Here is a 17169-nt window from a genome sequence, read left to right as displayed (position 1 = left end):
CTTGGTCATAAAACCATATTCTTTTCTGTATTTTTATAAAATAATTGTAGGTCAATACGAGAAAAATTAGCACCGAAGCATTGAATTTTATAATTTTTTTAATAATCAGAAAAAATTCACTTAACAAAATGTATCTTGGCCACCGCAGCGAGTTTATATATGTTTTATGACAATTCCCTCTCAAAAAAGACAGATATGATGATAAATCCTGTCACAATTGAAACACAGATGATGATTCGTAAACCTGTTCAACAGGTGTTCGATGCATTTATACACCCTGAAATCAGCTCAAAGTTCTGGTTTAGCTCATCTACAGGGAAGCTTGAGCAGGGTAAAACAGTTGAATGGACATGGGAAAAATACCAAGTTTCAAGCAAAGTGACGGTTATCAAAATCATTGCCAATGAACTGATTCAAATTCAGTGGGGTGAGCCCAGCAGTACCGTAGACTTTATCTTTGAAACATTAACTGATGATCAAACCTATCTTAAGATTCAAAACTACAATATTGCATTGCAGGGCGATGAACTGATTGCTTTTATTATTGATAGTACTGGTGGTTTTACAACAGTACTGGATAGTTTAAAAGCCTATTTAGAACACAATCTACAACTTAATTTGGTACAGGATAAATTTCCCCCTTCTAAGTGGCGATTAACTAAAGCAATGCATTGCTCTATAGTTGGAAAACAATTTGATTCATTTAAAAACCAAAACTCCGCTCCGTCAGTAAATTACTCACCCACTCGACGGTCAATATATTCCATATAGCCTCGCCCCTCGATCTCACGTCCTTTATAAAAGCCTTCATAACCATAACCACCGACATATCCATTACTAATGCCATATAACATACTGGTATCCACTTCCCCACGGATAATGATCTCGGTATCACCACACTTATTTTTGACTAGCCAACGGAATTTAAATGGTAATTTAAGCGGTCGACCATCTTCTGCAATTGCCAATCGAGACTGATAACTTAAAATTTCAAATTCAGCCTCCAAAGCTTGATTATCCCCTTCAATATTTCGAAGAAAGGCTTTATTCACCATTTTTTCGCCATTAAAGTGTGTTTCATTCAATAAAAGCTGAGTCTGTTCATCAAGTGAAACAATATGGTAGGTACTAAAATCGAGCGGAATTTTTCTCTCCGCAATAGACGAGGAATCATTCAAACTCTTACAGAAAGCATATTCAAAAGTACATAATCCTGAAATTTTTTGGATACCACCTTGATAGCGAAAATACCCTTCATAATGTGATAACAAGCTAAAGTGGTCATACATCGGCATTTGTATAAACCAAGAAACCTTATCGGTATTTTTAAGTTGAATGTCCAATTTGAATTCAGCTTGACGAATCACAACACGGTAATATGGGTGCTGCCATGCCATGCTGACATCTTTGCCAAACTGTAAAAAAGGATTAGATTCAGAAGACTGATAATTTTGCGGGATTAAATGACTTTGAGAGTGCCGTGCCATTTTTGCCGCAGTACCTGCCACAATCATGGCATTTTTACCAAGATGGGTTTGCAACAATGGATCAGGCTCAACCACCTCAGGCCCAGCTGAACTAACAATAGAAAGAAAACTAAAAAACTGATGCGGAATAGGCAAATCTGGAATAATGATTCCGTAGCGACTCCAGCCTTTTTGCTGAGCCCGATGCTGAGGTTGCCAAGCGTATTCTTGTAAAAAAGACCGCTTGGAGCGTATCGTAGGATGATCAATTGCTTTGTGCATTTGCTTAATAAAGCCCATGAAAGCTGGCCATTGATTGAACATATTGTTGTCTCTGTTTTTAGCATGTCAGCTAGAACGTATCGTTGTTCGTATTTTCTCCTTTTATAAAATACATAAATTTATCCAGATAATTTTATTGAAATGGGCCTAGTTTTTTTACCAAAAATGACATTTTCAATGAATGTCCCGACACAACCCAGCAATGTGCACCTTTCATAAAGAAAAAGAGTCCAATCTTGGACTCTTTTTTTACGCTGTGTAGGCAAACTTCAACTCAAATATTTGGTTGCACAGCTGTAGAGATAACGTTCTTCTTTTTATATTTTAGTACATACATCAGCGCTAAAATACCCAACCAAATCGGTCCAAGAATCACCGCTAAACGCATATCAGGTGTCATCGCCATAATAATCAGAATAAAGCAGACAAAGCTAATGGTTAAATAATTACTCCATGGGCTCCAGAGACTTTTAAACTTGGTCTGATGTTGCTTCAGGCGCATTGCTTTATTAAATTTCAAATGTGTGACTGAAATCATCAACCAGTTAATGACCAAAGCAGCAACCACCAGCATCATAAACAATTGAAAAGCTTCACCAGGAATTAAATAGTTGACCACCACACAAATTGCCGTCACCGATGCAGAGACAATGGCAGCGGGTACAGGAATCCCACGCGCATTGACTTTCTTCAGTATCGCTGGTGCATTGCCCTGTTCTGCCAAGCCATGCAACATACGACTATTACAATAAATACAGCTGTTATAAACCGAAACAGCTGCAATCAGAACCACAAAGTTCAATACATTGGCTACACCATTACTGTTTAACGACTGGAAGATTAAGACAAAAGGACTTCCCCCTTCCGCCACCATATTCCACGGATAAAGACACAATAAAATCCCAATTGCACCAATGTAGAAAATCAAAATACGATACACGATCTGATTGACCGCTTTCGGAATGGTGGTTTCAGGTTTCTTGGTTTCTGCTGCAGCGATCCCGATCAGCTCAAGTCCACCAAAAGCAAACATGATGACTGCAAGTGCCATGACAAAACCATGCGCGCCATGTGGGAAAAAGCCACCGTGTTGCCATAAATTAGCAATACCTGCTTGAGGTCCAGCAGAACCAGAAAGTAAAAGATAAGCACCAAAGCCGATCATGCTTAGAATCGCAACAATCTTGATGCAGGAAAATAGAAATTCTGACTCACCAAAGAACCTTACATTGACCAGATTAATCGCATTGATCAACACGAAAAAAACCAAGGCAGTCAGCCATGTTGGAACATCAGGCCACCAAAACTGGATAAAGGTTCCGATGGCACTGAGTTCTGCCATACTGACCAGCACATACAGCACCCAATAATTCCAGCCAGACATAAAGCCTGCCATTCGGCCCCAGTACTTATTGGCAAAATAACTAAATGAACCACTGACGGGTTCTTCAACCACCATCTCACCTAAATGACGCATAATTAAAAATGCAATCACACCTGCAATCGCATAGCCCAATAATATAGAAGGCCCTGCCAGTTTGATGGTTTGTGAAAGACCCAGAAATAATCCTGTACCAATCGCACCACCGAGGGCAATTAACTGAATATGCCGATTGGACAATCCTTGTTTTAACTCATGTTTATTGTTTACATCCATCACTTTATCTCCAATGTGTGTGTCACATCCTGTACACCTTTTATACAGCGCATGATTCGAAGCTCAACATGAAGCTCCGAATCTGATTCGCTCTCTTATCAATTTATAAATATGAAGATTTTCCAATTTTCTTCTGATTAGAAGGAAATTGCTTTTTTACACGGTAATGCTTGGGAACGTTGTTTCAAGATTTCATAACCTCGATCACCATAATCAAAACGGGCAATCACCGAAGCAAACTTTTTCAGGCTCAAGGGCGCATCCATAGCGGGCAGTTTTAATTCGATAAAGGTCAGACCATCGAATTGATCGATATTTTCTAATGTTTGTTTAAGTTGACCTGCTGTTTCTACCACACAACTTTTATAAGCTTTCCTGCCATTAAAGACATTTGGGATTTCGGTATATTTCCAATTTTGGACATCGTTATACGTAGCATTTTCCCCCATGATCAAACGTTCAATGGTATAGCCGCCATTGTTCAATAAGAAGATAATCGGCTTGAGATCATGACGGATAATGGTTGAGAGTTCCTGTACGGTGAGCTGAAACGAACCATCCCCAATAAACAGGATTTGGCGTCGTTCAGGTGCCGCCAGCAAACTGCCGAGCAAAGCAGGTAAGGTATAACCAATCGAACCCCACAGTGGTTGGGCAATATATTTCGCAGTTGCAGGTAGCTGTAAACCTGCCAAAGCAGAGTTCGAGGTTCCGACCTCTCCGATAATGACATCGTCTTCTTTTAGAAAACCTGCAATTGCATTCCATAAAATGTCCTGACTCAATGTTTGCTGTTCAGGAACGTCCATCGTTTTTAAAGGCTGTTTTTCCAAAATTGGTTTAGATAGTTTACGCGGTGCAACCTTCTTGTTCAGCTCAACTAAAAGTTGTCCAATTTCAATGCCTGGGAAATCCTGTCCAAAAATCGTTAATGCATATGGCTTAATTTCAATATAGTTTTCTGTGGCAATTTGATGGGTAAACACGCCTGTTCCAACATCACTAAAACGTACACCAACCCCAATCAAACAGTCGGACTGTTCAATGGTATTACGCACCTGCGGCTGACTCGCTCCTCCGACATAAGTTCCCACATAACGGGGTGACCCTTCATCCATAATATTTTTTGCCGTGAGCATGCTGGCAAAGGGAATCGAACATTTTTGTGATAAATCACTCAGTAGTGAAGTTACCCCAAACACGGACGCTTCATTATCAATTAACAATGCCGGATTTTTAGCAGAACCAATTACCTCACACAGTTTCGCGACAGCGCTTTGTAATAGCTCTGGCTCCACCACTGGATAAGACAAATCTAATGCACGATCTGACACTTCAATTTTAACGTGGGTAATATCTGAAGGTAGCTGGATATGAACTGGACGACGATCCAGAAAACACTGGCGTAATACACGGTCAATTTCAAAGGCTGCATTGGCTGGGGTTAAACGTGTTTGCGCTACCGTGAACTCTTTCATGCAATTCATGATGTTGTCGTAGTTTCCATCTATCAGTGTGTGATGTACTAAAGTTCCTTTCTGCACCACATGTAAAGGTGGAATACCCGAAATATGCACCACAGGCACATTCTCTGCATATGCACCCGCAATGCCATTGATGGCACTTAAATCACCTACACCATAAGTGGTAGTTAGTGCGGCAAAACCATTGATCCGTGCATAACCATCTGCCGCATAAGCAGCATTTAATTCATTACAATTCCCGATAAATTCCAGTTGCGCGCCTGCTTCAACTTGTTCGAGATAAGAAAGGTTAAAATCACCTGGTACACCAAACAGATGTTGGATACCCATTTGTTTAAGACGAAGATTTAAAAAATCACCAATTTCTATGAACATTGCTCTACATCCTTTCAAGTCAATTTTTTATTCCATAGAAAAATAATATTTCATCTACCTGTTAAATTTCGTGCATAATAAAAACGGATTTTAATAAAAATACAATATTTGTGTATCATAAAAGGATTTTATGCAATGGATAAGTTCGACTGGCAAATCATTCAGGCATTACAAAAGAATGGACGGCTCACCAATCAGGAAGTGGGAGATTTAATCGGTTTATCTGCTTCCCAGTGTTCCAGACGACGGCAGCTACTGGAGCAAAAAGGCGTGATCTTGGGTTATGCCGCACGCATTCACCAACAAGCATTAGGTTTGGAGGTAACAGCAATGATCCATATTAATTTGCGTATTCATGAAGCCAAATCACAGCAAGCATTTCAGGATCTCATAGAAGCTGAAGACAATATTCAGGATGCCTTTTCAATTAGTGGTGATGCAGACTTTATTTTGAAAGTTGTCGCGGAAAATCTGGAGCAGCTTTCCCAATTCGTTACGGAAAGGCTGCTTTCTTATGGTTTTATTGGACATATCAAATCTTACATCGTGTTAAAAAAAATCAAAGAACAGAATCATTTTTTAAGTAAAACCAAAAGCCATAGTTACCACCCTGCCACTTAAGCCCTGTTTTAAGTCGCAACATGCATAAAAAGAAAAAGGCGGATATCGAATCCGCCTTAAAATTATAAAAAACTTAAATTTTATTGATATGCAGCGTTTGCCCAATGGTATTTTCCAGCAAACCTTCCATTCCAAACTCAGCACCAACACCCGACATTTTCCAGCCACCGAAAGGCGCATGTGGGACAATTTCCGCATGGGTATTGATCCACACCGTTCCACATTCGAGTTGTGCTGCATAGAACTGTGCCACTTTCAGATCACTCGACCAAATTGAACCACCTAAGCCAAATTCACTCGCATTGGCACGCGCGATCGCATCATCAATGCTGGTATATTTGAGAATTGGTAACACTGGACCAAACTGTTCTTCCTGCACTACTCGGCATGTTTCATCCAGTCCAGTGAGAATGGTCGGCGCAATAAAATAGCCCTGTTCAGGTAATCTTTGATCACCAGATAAAGCTTTCGCTCCATGCGCCATAGCATCAGAAATTAAAGCTTTGACTTTCTGGTATTGCATTTGATTTTGCACTGGCCCGAAGGTCGTTCCGGCAGCCATACCATCACCCACGATCTGTGCATTGGCAATATCAGCAAGTTTTTGTGCTAAAGCATCGTATTGGCTTTCATGCACATATAAGCGTTTTAAAGCCGCGCATGTCTGTCCACCATTTAGAAATGCAACGTTAAAAATACGATTGGCAATCTGGTCTAGATCCGAATCAGGTAATACAATACCTGCATCGTTACCGCCAAGCTCTAAAGTTAAGTGTTTCAAGGTCTTGACCGCACCCGACATAATATGTTGGCCAGTCTTGGTTGAACCAGTAAAAACAACCTTTTGTACATCTGAATGCGTTGATAGCGCTTCTCCAATTTCGCCATCCCCTACGACGATCGAGATGACACCTGCTGGCACTTCTTGCTGAATGATTTCACACAGCTTTAAAGTGGCTAAAGGCGTAAATTCAGATGGTTTATTGATGACCACATTCCCTGCACGTAAAGCAGGCATGATATGCCAAACGGCAATCATCAATGGCCAGTTCCAAGGTGTAATCGAAGCCACCACACCTAGGGGCTGATAATGACGTTCAATACGCTTCTGCTCGCTATCTTCCAAGACATCCACGGGTAAGTCCAAACTTGCAGTATACCGCGTCCAGCCAATCGCACCCTGCACCTCCATCTGTGCCAACGCCAGTGGCTTACCTTGCTCAAGTACCACTAACTCAGCCAACATTTCCGCATGTTTTTCTATCCCGTCAGCAATTTTATTGAGTATACTTTTACGTTCGTCATGGGAACTACGCTGCCAGCTTTTAAATGCTTGTTGCGCTGCAGCAATGGCTTGATTCACTTGCGCAACTGAAGCTTTGGCGCAACTTGCTGCAACTGTACCTGTTGCTGGATTGATAATATCGAGTTCGCCCGCTTCACCGAGGCAAGATTGACCGTTAATAATCAGTTTAAATTCGTTTTGCATATTCAGTTGTTGCATGTGTTGTTCCTTCAATTCATTGTCATCATGGCTCTCATTTTTGATTTTGCTCTTATCAAGGAAATAACCACTACTAAGCACAAGACAAGTGATATTTATCCAGCAAAAAACTTGAGAATCTTTCAATACAATATGAAATTTGCGCGTCACAATTTATGCGTAATTATTTCTGATTCTTATTTAAAATGCATACTTTGTGCATAAACATTGCAAAACAAACACAAGAACTGAATAAAGAAAATTTTGCAGCAATAAAAAAGGCACATAATGTGCCTTTTTTATTGCTTTAAGATCAATTAATCGATGGCTGGAACATAAGTCCCTGCAGCAATTGCATCTTTAATACGATCAGTTTCTGCAAGCACTAATGCAAGCAAGTTCTGAACGTTTTCAAGCGTTGCAACTGGGCTTAAAGTGGTCATTTTCAATGATTGAACATTGCCTACTTTGGTCACACCAATATTCGCTTCACCACGTGCAAATAGTTCATCTGCAACGTTTTGGTTCAAGCTATCGATAAATTCAGCAGGATAACCTTCTGGTACAACACGGAATAAGACTGAAGCAAACTGAGGTTCAATCAACAGTTCAAGACCAGCAGTCGCTTTAATATAATCAGCAACTTCACGCGTTAATTTCACACCATGATCAATCATCGAACCATAAAGCTCTTCGCCTAATGCTTCAACTGTCATCCATAATTTCAATGCATCAAAACGACGTGTCGTTTGTAATGATTTAGACACAAGGTTAGGTACACCATGCTCTTCGTCATAAGCAGAGTTCAAATATTCTGCTTCATAATGCATAAAGCGATAGTTTGCTTCGTCTTTCAACAAGAAAGCGCCACAGCTAATGCTTTGGAAATAATGTTTATGGAAATCCAGCGTGATTGAGTCTGATAATTCAATGCCATCAAGCATTGCACGATGGTCATTTGAAAGAATCAGTGCACCGCCCCAAGCTGCATCAATGTGCATCCATGAACCATATTTCGTGGTAATTTCACGGATTTTCTTGAGTGGATCAATCGCTCCAGCATCTGTCGTACCTGCAGTTGCAACAACACACGCTACGATTTTACCTTCAGACTGAAGATGCGCCATGGTTTTTTCCAGTGCATCGACATCCATCTGTGCATTTTCATTCACAGGAACAGTAACAACTGACTGGAAGCCCATACCCATCATTGCCATGTTCTTTTGCACAGAGAAGTGTGCATTTTCAGAACAAATGACTTTGACGTTTTTCATTGCCTCAGCTGGGATACCATCACGCTGAACAGACCATGGCTTACCATTTTCGTCTTTCCAGTTTTTCGAAATGCACCAGTCACGCGCAAGCAATACACCCATCAAGTTTGACTGCGTACCACCAGAAGTGAATACACCTGCTTGACCAGCACCATAGCCCACTTTTTGGCGAAGCCAATCAATCAACTGAACTTCCATCAACGAACCCGCTGGGCTTTGATCCCATGAATCCATTGATTGGTTAGTCGCATTGATTAACACTTCCGCGATTTGGCTCATCACCATAGTCGGGCAGTGTAAGTGTGCAAGTGAGTGTGGGTGATGTACTTTTAAGCTCTTATTGAGAAAAAGCTCAATCATGCGTTGTAAAGATTGTTGTACACCTAAACCATCTTTAGACGGTTGAAAAGAAATTGCTGCACGCAAATCTTTAATGCTTCCACCCGTGTACATTTTATCATTTTGCAACCATGCTGAAACGGCTTGTACCGCCTCGCCCATTGCTGACTCATAGTCAGCAATGGATTGAGCATCATTGCAGAGTAACGCTTTACGATGTTCTGCAAAATCAACCATGAATTAGCCTCGTACTGCTTTTAATGCTTCAGCAACAGCTTTCTTGAAGCGAGCAACTGCTTCTACGCATTCTTCGTGATTGATAATTAATGGGCAAAGTAAACGGATGACCGTACCATTGCGGCCGCCTTTTTCAAGCAATAATTTATTGTTGAAACAAGCAGTCTGGATTGCAGCAGCCAATTGAGCATCAGCTGGTAGTGAACCCATATGGTCCGCTGGTTTACGCTCGTCAACGATCTCAACACCAATCATCAAACCACGACCACGTACGTTACCGATACATGGGAATTCTTGAGCAAGTTTCTTGAACTCAGCTTGTAAGAAGTCACCACGCTCTTGCGCATTTTGAGCAAGGTTTTGTTCTTTAATCACTTGAAGTGAAGCTAAACCTGTACCCATTGCAAGTTGGTTACCACGGAAAGTACCGGTGTGACCTGCTGGTTGCCAAGCATCAAACTTACGTTTAATACCCAATACTGCAAGTGGTAAACTACCACCTACCGCTTTCGACATCACCACAACATCAGGCTCGATACCTGCATGTTCAAAGGCAAACATTTTACCTGAACGTGCAAAACCAGCTTGAACTTCGTCCAAAATTAAAACGATGTTGTGCTTTTCAGTCACTTCACGGATTTTTTGCAACCATTTTACAGGTGCAGTCACTACACCGCCCTCACCTTGAATTGCTTCAAGAATCACAGCAGCAGGTTTCGTCACACCGCTTTCAACATCTTCGATGAAGTTTTCAAAGAAATAAGTTAAAGCATCAACACCCGCTTCACCACCTAAACCAAGTGGGCAACGGTATTCATGCGGGTATGGCATAAACTGTACGCCAGGCATTAAGCCATTCACCGCATTCTTGGCAGACAAGTTACCTGTCATTGCAAGTGCGCCGTGCGTCATGCCGTGGTAGCCACCAGAGAAACTAATCACGGTGCTACGACCTGTATAGGTTTTCGCTAATTTAATTGCTGCCTCTGTACCATCTGCACCAGATGGACCACAGAACTGTAGACAATACTCTTCCTTACCACCTGGTAATTGCTCAAGTAATGCTTCAGTAAATGCATCTTTTAAAGGCGTTGTTAAATCTAAAGTATGCAATGGGAGACCGCTTGCAAGCGTATCTTGAATACTTTGAATTACCGCAGGATGGTTATGACCTAAAGCCAATGTTCCTGCCCCAGCTAGACAGTCGAGGTACTCAGTACCTTCAACATCAGTAACCCAGCAACCTAATGCTTTGGCTATCGCTAATGGTAATTTACGTGGATAGCTACGAACATTGGATTCCATCTGACTTTGGCGAGTCAGGTAGTATTCGTTAGTAGAATTAGTGGCAGGGTTTACAGAAGTAACGCTCATATCGAATTACCATCTCTGATATGGGTAAAAGAAATAAGTCTGGTGACTTGCGGTCGTTTGACTCGGTGCTTTTTAGAATCTAGTGAGACACAAATTTTATATCTTTCAACTAGGAGCGAGATGATACCTAATTTTGAAATAAAATAAACACTTTTTATGTCTTACGTTCATCTAATCTTATTGAAAAAATGCTTCGTTCCAATAAGTATGATGAATTATCATCATACTATGTGACAAGCTAAAGAAAGTAAGCTTTTTTTAATCGGACTTCTATTTTTAGATAAATGGTCAAAACAACCCACATAATCCTTTAATTTTTAATATTTTTTGTTTTATTTTTCTGTTGCAAAACACTGCTAATCTCTTACAAAGTCACCACAAAATATGCAGAAGTTCACCATGAGTTCTTTTTAATATCAATCTTGTAAAAATAAATTTTCGATACCAAATTCTAAGGACATTTTTATGCGTACTTTAGCACTTGCAACAATGATGATCGGGGCAGCACTCAGCCCAAGCCTTTTTGCTCACGAGACAGAAAACTTGAACTACAATATCGTCAATATCCAAGCGGACGCTTCACGTCAGGTCGCAAATGATGAAATGCGTGCCGTTCTTTTTATCGAGAAAAGCAACAAACAACCTGCTGAGCTTTCAAATCAGATCAATCAATTGATGAATCAGGCGCAAGCAATTTCACGTAAATATTCACAAGTGAAAGTCGAAACAGGTGCACAAAGCACCTACCCTGTGTATGACAATGACAGTAATAAACTGAAAGAATGGCGCGCTCGTGCCGAGATCCAACTTGAAAGTAAAGACTTTAAAGCAGCGAGCCAATTAATCAGTGAGTTACAACAAACATTCCAAACGCAATCGATTAACTTTACAGTGTCTGATGAACAGCGTAAAAAAGTTGAAAATGAGCTGATGATTGAAGCTTCGAAAAACTTCCAGCAGCGCGCACAAGCGATTACTCAAGCTTGGAGTAAAGCCCAATACAATCTGGTCAGCTTGAATCTAAATACCAGCAATTACTTCCCACAACCAATGATGCGTGGTGGTATGGCAAAATTTGCCATGGCAGAAGCGGCACCTGCTCAGGATATGGCAGCGGGCGAATCTAAAATCACAGTTAACGCCAACGGTTCAATTCAGTTTAAATAAAATTAACTCCATACCCACCAAAACCGTGCTCAAGCACGGTTTTTTCTTATTTTCATTTAAAAATAATCTCGTAACTCAGTATTAAATAAGGCACAAAGAATATCTATTTAGAGATAATTTTCCCCTTCCATGCAAAACAAGGAATCTGAATGAAACAAAATGAAAACAGTTTAGAATTGTAACAGACAGGTCTTTCTGCTAAGTTTCCCCGATCAAGAATAAGGCAATAATAATGTTGAATAATATCTTTGGTGTCTTGGATAAATTAGGGTTTGGTGCTCAAAAACGTGCGATCAGCGTACACTTTTCAAATATAGAACTTAACACTCAAGTCATATTACAACGCCTTGACGGTTATCATGGTCTCAATGATGGTTTATCCATTGAACTGATCTGCTTATCAAGTAATCCATATATCGAATTAAAACAATTTATTGGCTGTCAGGTTGCCGTTGATCAAGTCACAGATTCAGGACAACTGTTTAGAACCACAGGAATAATTACAGGCGCAAGTCAAGGACAAAGCGATGGTGCTTTGAGTTTATATCGACTCACCATGCAGGATGCAACCAGCTTATGGCATAAACGTCGCAATAGCCGCGTATTTATGAACAAAAGTGCGGTAGAGATTTGCGAAATCATTTTCAAGGAATGGCAAAGCAAGAGTTCATTATTTGCCGCCAGTTTAAAACTGGATAGCAGTGGCTTAACCAAAGATTATGACATCCGCCCTTTTTCTATGCAGTCGAATGAAAGTGATTATGCCTATCTGACACGGTTGTTACGCGAGGAGTCAATCAACTTTTTAATTGATGAATCGAGCTATATTGCCACAAATCCAAGCCAGAGTATCGAGCCACAACTGTTACGCCTGATTGATGACAATGCTCAATTTAAAGCACTTGAACGTCAAACCATTCGATATCATCGTTCTAATGCAACAGAACAGTCAGACAGTATCACCAGTTTTATTGCTCAACGCCAACTGCAGCCCACCGCCATTCATGTACAACGTTGGCAAGCAGATAGTCTAAGCCAAGAAGATGCAAGTGGTTCAGTGATCAGTTCACATCAACACAGTGCCCAAAGAGATAATGAAAGTCTGAGTCTGGAACAAGCATGGAGTATTTCACCTGCTTGGATTACTGATCTAAAAGGAGAAGATTAGGCAACAGCTTCAGGGAATAAACAATTAGATAAACTCAATAAACAGCTGAATCAATATCAGGCTTTACAGGCAAAATATTTCGTCGCAAATAGTAGTGTGCGTGATACTCAAGTTGGCTATTGGTTTCAGTTAAGTGATCATCCAGAGTTAGAGAAGAATCATAGTCAAAATGATAAAGAATTTTTGATCCTGACCAAGCATTTTTATAATCAGAATAACCTACCCAAAGATATCAAGGATCAAGTTGAGAAACTATTAAACTTAAGCCATTGGGCAATAAGTAAAGACAGTGAACAAGAACGCCAAGCCAACGAACTAATGGTGGTACGTCGTACAATTGAAATTGTCCCTGAATATGATCCATTGACTCACCGTCCAACTGCACATGTACAACGAGCCAAAGTTGTCAGTGACGGTGAAGAAATCCATGTGGATGAATGGGGTCGAATCAAGGTTCGCTTTTTATTTACACGTACAGAAGACCATGCACACGATGGTGGTGCAGGTTCAAATGACAGTGATACCGATTCAGCTTGGGTTGATGTTCTGACGCCTTGGGCGGGTGAAGGCTATGGTGCACGCTTTTTACCACGTAAAGATGAAATTGTGGTGATTGACTTTTTTGATGGCAATATCGATCGTCCCTTTGTGACTGGTCGTATTCATGAAGCACAACGTTCACCAACCAAATTTGACATTAAAGGCCAACTTCCCGATACCAAAAAACTTAGCGGTATCCGCTCCAAAGAAGTTGGTGGCGAAGGCTATAACCAACTACGATTTGATGATACGACAGGACAAATCAGTGCCCAATTACACAGCAGTCATGGTGCAACCCAACTTAATTTAGGTAATTTAAGCCATCCAAAAGACACAGCTGAAAGTGATGGTCGTGGTGAAGGCTTTGAACTCAGAACCGATGATGCAGGTGCTATTCGAAGTAAAGGACTCTATATCTCAACATTTGTCCAAGACAAAGCAACTGATATACATTTAGAGGCAAAAGAAGCCGTCCAAAACTTCACGGAAAGTTTGGAAAGTATGAAAGCTCTCTCCGAATATGCAGTTAAACAGAAAGCTGAAGCTGCTGATATGCTTGCGAATATCGATCAATATATCAAAACAATTGAATCACAATGGTCTGATTTAAAAGCAACCAAAGATGCCCTAATGCTCTTAGCATCACCAGAAAGCATATCGTTAGTTTCTGGGAAAGATGTTCATATCAATGCTTTGGACAGTATCACTATGGGTGCTGGACAATCAGTCAATGTCAGTACAGATGAACACCTTATCTTGAATGCCAAGAAAAAAGTCAGTGTTTTTGCTGGTGAAGAAGACCTAAAAGTTTATGCAGCAAAAGGTAAATTTGAACTACAGTCACAAGACAATGTATTGGATGTTGCTGCGCGACTAGACATCAAAATAACCTCATCTGAAGGCAAAGTAGAAATTCATAGCCCGACCGAAATTGTATTTAAAGCAAAAGACAGTGCCTTAAAAATCAATGGTGAGGGCGTCACTGTGATTACGCCAAATAAATTTACCGCCAAAGCAGGTCAGCACCTGTTTATAGCGGGTGCAAGTGAAAGTCCTACACTCCCCTTGTTCCCCAATAATATTTGCTGGGAATGCCTCGCTCGACGGGCCGCACAACGTGGTGCTTTTATTAATAAAGGAGATGGAATGTAAATGCTGAGCAATCAAAGTCTCCAAATCTTATTTAAAACATTTGAAAAGTATCCACTGGATCAAGTTGGATTAAACGTTTATGCATTGGCCGATGCGGCGCAGGATAAAAAATTCTTAAAAGTTTTAGAGCACTTAAGACAAAAATGCCTTTTGAAAGAAGCTGGTGGCGAAAAGGCAAGAGAAATCTCTCCTCATTTACTGCAATTACCAAAAGACTTTACTGCGCTTGAATGGGAGTGGATAGAAAAGAATATTGCTGGCACGACCAGAATGACGATTATTATCACGCCCCTGTCATTTGATTATTTATATCAACACTTACGCCATTTTTTAGATGTCGAATTCGAAGGTGGCCTAGAAATGATGTTGGCTTTTTGGGATCCGCTAATCTTAGCAACTCTAGTTGGCCATAAAGCAGATACAACATTATATGTACAAGGCCCTGTACTTAACCCACAACAAATTGAAGCTTTGCTTAAACCAATTCAAAGTTGGTGGTACTGGGATCGTTCAGGCAACTTGCAAGGCATATTTGGCTTGAATCAGCGTGTAGAAGTACTTCCACGTGTAGAAACACCACTACATTTTTCTGCTGATCAAGAAGAAATGATGGTCGAGGCTACCTTTCCCGATAACCTCATCTATTACCTCAAACTTAACAACTCGTTTCTAGTCGATAAAATTGATGCTGATAGATTATATCAATTGGTGGTTAAGAGTATTCCAGAAGCAAGAACGTATAATCTATCTGGTACACGTGATATTTTAAATTTCATCTGTTTAAAGCTGATTTATAAAGATCAATTTGAGTCAGACCATGATTTACAGTATCAATTGATTCATTTGAAAGATAAAAAGCTCACAATGGATGACGTCATGAATAACGTAATGGCGAAAACAGCCTAATATAATTCAATTTATTTTATAGGCTTTATTACAATGGATCGAAATAGATTACCAAGAGAGAAAATGAATCACAAAGTATTATTTTTTACACTTATCATCATATCTGCGATGTTATCTGGTTGTATCGGCAACTGGGTATATGGACAAATTTAAGTCATGACACTGATTGATCATAAAAAAGGAATTTTAATACTTATCCTTATCTTTGGGTTAATTGGCTGTACCAGTATTGGAGCAAATGCAACATATGATATTGGAACAACATCCGTTAATTACAATCCCTCTTACAATACTTATGATGTTAAGTTAAACAATCATATTATTGGTGGAGCTATAAGTTCAATAAATACATCTTCGGTAAAAGTTGGAACACAAACTGTTACTTGGAAAGATGCAAAAACAGGTGAACTCCACTCTGCTAAAAATCAAGTAATTATTACGAAAGAGCAATTAAAAGGTAAGAAATATTTAGCGGCACATTTATACCCAAATGATACAGTTGAAATTACGACATCTAACAATTGGCCAAATCCGACTAAAAAAGGTACTAAATGGCTCAATCAATTAAAAAATAATAGATAGTGAGCTTATATAATTTTCTCAGAAACTATTAAAGCTATTTAATTTATATAAATCAAATACGTTTATATAGATTAAATATTTTAAAGCAAGTAAGGAATTACCATGAATCTAAAAAAACTCGTCCTCCTCCCTATCAGCTTAGTTTTCAGTGCTGCTGGGTGTGCAGGCATTGGACCAAATGCAACCTATAATATGGGAACAGTATCCTTTAATTATAATCCAACGTATGCAAGTTATATGGTGAAATTAAATGGTACAGAAATAGGCGGAGGTTATGGAAGATCTATGAATACTTCTCCCGTAAAAGTTGGAACTCAAATTGTCACATGGAGAGATGCAAAAACAGGGCAAGTTCATAATGCTAAGAATGAAGTCAGCCTAACAAAAGAAGACCTTAAAGGAATGAAATACTTGGCAGTACACTTATATCCCGATGATAGTATTGAAATTACCACATCCAATAATTGGCCAAATCCGACTACAAAAGGTGATGCTTGGTACGATAGACTAAATAAAAATAAATAATGGAGCTAAATAATGTTTATAAAGACGATTAAAGCTATTTAATCCATATAAACCAAATAAGTTTATATGGATTAAGTATTTTAAAGAAAATAAGGAATTACCATGAATCTAAAGAAGATATTCCTCCTCCCTATCAGCTTAGTTTTTAGTGCTGCGGGCTGTGCTGGTATTGGACCAAATGCAACATATTCTATGGCTACTACCTCATTTAAGTATGATCCAACTTATGTAAGCTACATGGTTGAATTAAATCATCATGAAATAGGAGCTGGTTTTGGTAGTGGCATGAATACATCGCTTGTAAAAGTTGGACCACAAACTATTACATGGAAAGATGCAAAAACAGGTGAAATCCACTCTGCTAAAAATCAAGTAATTATTACGAAAGAGCAATTAAAAGGTAAGAAATATTTAGCGGCACATTTATACCCAGATGATACAGTTGAAATTACGACATCTAACAATTGGCCAAATCCAACCGAAAAAGGTCTAAAATGGCAAGAAAAAATGAGAAATAATAAGTAACGGAGTTTAATA

General features: G+C 39.6%; 12 protein-coding genes and 2 pseudogenes. 8 read left to right on the top strand and 6 right to left on the bottom strand.

The genetic code is table 11. The features are described from left to right. Positions 1-198: 198 nt before the first annotated feature. Positions 199-642, top strand: a pseudogene (locus tag F909_RS0120080) (SRPBCC family protein); the annotation flags it as partial. 92 nt (positions 643-734) lie between these two features. Here F909_RS0120080 and F909_RS18680 read toward each other — a convergent pair. The 3 genes from F909_RS18680 to F909_RS18690 all read right to left on the bottom strand — a co-directional run bounded on the left by F909_RS18680 (position 735) and on the right by F909_RS18690 (position 5264). After that, positions 735-1766, bottom strand: a complete 1032-nt coding sequence (locus tag F909_RS18680; protein ID WP_228129382.1) for a DUF6670 family protein — start codon at positions 1764-1766, stop codon at positions 735-737. 256 nt (positions 1767-2022) lie between these two features. After that, a complete protein-coding gene (locus F909_RS18685; protein WP_005145156.1) occupies positions 2023-3405 on the bottom strand; it encodes an amino acid permease in 1383 nt (460 codons plus the stop codon). 137 nt (positions 3406-3542) lie between these two features. After that, complete coding sequence (locus F909_RS18690; RefSeq protein WP_005145154.1) at positions 3543-5264, bottom strand: alpha-keto acid decarboxylase family protein; 1722 nt, start codon at positions 5262-5264, stop codon at positions 3543-3545. A 135-nt stretch (positions 5265-5399) separates the two neighbouring features. Here F909_RS18690 and F909_RS18695 point away from each other — a divergent pair, with 135 nt between their 5' ends. Further along, positions 5400-5885, top strand: a complete 486-nt coding sequence (locus tag F909_RS18695; protein WP_005145152.1) for an Lrp/AsnC family transcriptional regulator — start codon at positions 5400-5402, stop codon at positions 5883-5885. A 73-nt stretch (positions 5886-5958) separates the two neighbouring features. Here the strand turns inward: F909_RS18695 and F909_RS18700 are convergent, their stop codons facing one another. From F909_RS18700 to F909_RS18710, 3 genes are all read right to left on the bottom strand, one after another. Continuing rightward, entirely contained in the window at positions 5959-7389 is a 1431-nt protein-coding gene (locus F909_RS18700) for an aldehyde dehydrogenase family protein (RefSeq protein ID WP_005145150.1), read from the bottom strand. Positions 7390-7685: 296 nt separating this feature from the next. Next, positions 7686-9218, bottom strand: a complete 1533-nt coding sequence (locus F909_RS18705) for a pyridoxal phosphate-dependent decarboxylase family protein (protein WP_005145149.1) — start codon at positions 9216-9218, stop codon at positions 7686-7688. A 3-nt stretch (positions 9219-9221) separates the two neighbouring features. Further along, positions 9222-10592, bottom strand: a complete 1371-nt coding sequence (locus F909_RS18710; RefSeq protein ID WP_005145147.1) for a diaminobutyrate--2-oxoglutarate transaminase — start codon at positions 10590-10592, stop codon at positions 9222-9224. 465 nt (positions 10593-11057) lie between these two features. On the opposite strand from F909_RS18710, the gene F909_RS18715 reads away from it, so the two are divergent. The 6 genes and pseudogenes from F909_RS18715 (at position 11058) to F909_RS18735 (ending at position 17157) form a co-directional block, all read left to right on the top strand. Continuing rightward, on the top strand, positions 11058-11759 hold the full coding sequence (locus F909_RS18715; protein ID WP_005145146.1) for an SIMPL domain-containing protein: 702 nt from the start codon (positions 11058-11060) through the stop codon (positions 11757-11759). A 232-nt stretch (positions 11760-11991) separates the two neighbouring features. Continuing rightward, positions 11992-14619, top strand: a pseudogene (locus F909_RS0120075) (type VI secretion system Vgr family protein). Beyond that, positions 14620-15525 carry a DUF4123 domain-containing protein gene (locus F909_RS18720; protein WP_005145143.1) on the top strand — a complete coding sequence of 302 codons (906 nt, stop codon included), beginning with the start codon at positions 14620-14622 and terminating at the stop codon, positions 15523-15525. 156 nt (positions 15526-15681) lie between these two features. Next, positions 15682-16107, top strand: a complete 426-nt coding sequence (locus F909_RS18725) for a hypothetical protein (RefSeq protein WP_005145141.1) — start codon at positions 15682-15684, stop codon at positions 16105-16107. 102 nt (positions 16108-16209) lie between these two features. Beyond that, positions 16210-16632, top strand: coding sequence for a hypothetical protein (locus F909_RS18730; RefSeq protein ID WP_005145140.1), 423 nt, complete (start codon positions 16210-16212; stop codon positions 16630-16632). Positions 16633-16734: 102 nt separating this feature from the next. After that, positions 16735-17157 carry a hypothetical protein gene (locus tag F909_RS18735; RefSeq protein WP_005145138.1) on the top strand — a complete coding sequence of 141 codons (423 nt, stop codon included), beginning with the start codon at positions 16735-16737 and terminating at the stop codon, positions 17155-17157. The last annotated feature ends 12 nt before the right edge of the window (positions 17158-17169 follow it).

This window comes from Acinetobacter sp. ANC 3929, from assembly GCF_000369405.1.
GTDB lineage: Bacteria > Pseudomonadota > Gammaproteobacteria > Pseudomonadales > Moraxellaceae > Acinetobacter.
The sequence above is the reverse complement of the archived record's forward strand: the minus strand, read 5'-3'. Positions and strand labels throughout refer to the sequence as shown.

What these genes read in the sequence shown, in the direction of transcription:
- F909_RS18680 (WP_228129382.1), bottom strand. Translation starts at nt 1,766, where the DNA reads ATGGGCTTTATTAAGCAAATGCACAAAGCAATTGATCATCCTACGATA.
- F909_RS18720 (WP_005145143.1), top strand. Translation starts at nt 14,620, where the DNA reads ATGCTGAGCAATCAAAGTCTCCAAATCTTATTTAAAACATTTGAAAAG.
- F909_RS18690 (WP_005145154.1), bottom strand. Translation starts at nt 5,264, where the DNA reads ATGTTCATAGAAATTGGTGATTTTTTAAATCTTCGTCTTAAACAAATG.
- F909_RS18730 (WP_005145140.1), top strand. Translation starts at nt 16,210, where the DNA reads ATGAATCTAAAAAAACTCGTCCTCCTCCCTATCAGCTTAGTTTTCAGT.
- F909_RS18735 (WP_005145138.1), top strand. Translation starts at nt 16,735, where the DNA reads ATGAATCTAAAGAAGATATTCCTCCTCCCTATCAGCTTAGTTTTTAGT.
- F909_RS18715 (WP_005145146.1), top strand. Translation starts at nt 11,058, where the DNA reads ATGCGTACTTTAGCACTTGCAACAATGATGATCGGGGCAGCACTCAGC.
- F909_RS18705 (WP_005145149.1), bottom strand. Translation starts at nt 9,218, where the DNA reads ATGGTTGATTTTGCAGAACATCGTAAAGCGTTACTCTGCAATGATGCT.
- F909_RS18700 (WP_005145150.1), bottom strand. Translation starts at nt 7,389, where the DNA reads ATGCAACAACTGAATATGCAAAACGAATTTAAACTGATTATTAACGGT.
- F909_RS18695 (WP_005145152.1), top strand. Translation starts at nt 5,400, where the DNA reads ATGGATAAGTTCGACTGGCAAATCATTCAGGCATTACAAAAGAATGGA.
- F909_RS18685 (WP_005145156.1), bottom strand. Translation starts at nt 3,405, where the DNA reads ATGGATGTAAACAATAAACATGAGTTAAAACAAGGATTGTCCAATCGG.
- F909_RS18725 (WP_005145141.1), top strand. Translation starts at nt 15,682, where the DNA reads ATGACACTGATTGATCATAAAAAAGGAATTTTAATACTTATCCTTATC.
- F909_RS18710 (WP_005145147.1), bottom strand. Translation starts at nt 10,592, where the DNA reads ATGAGCGTTACTTCTGTAAACCCTGCCACTAATTCTACTAACGAATAC.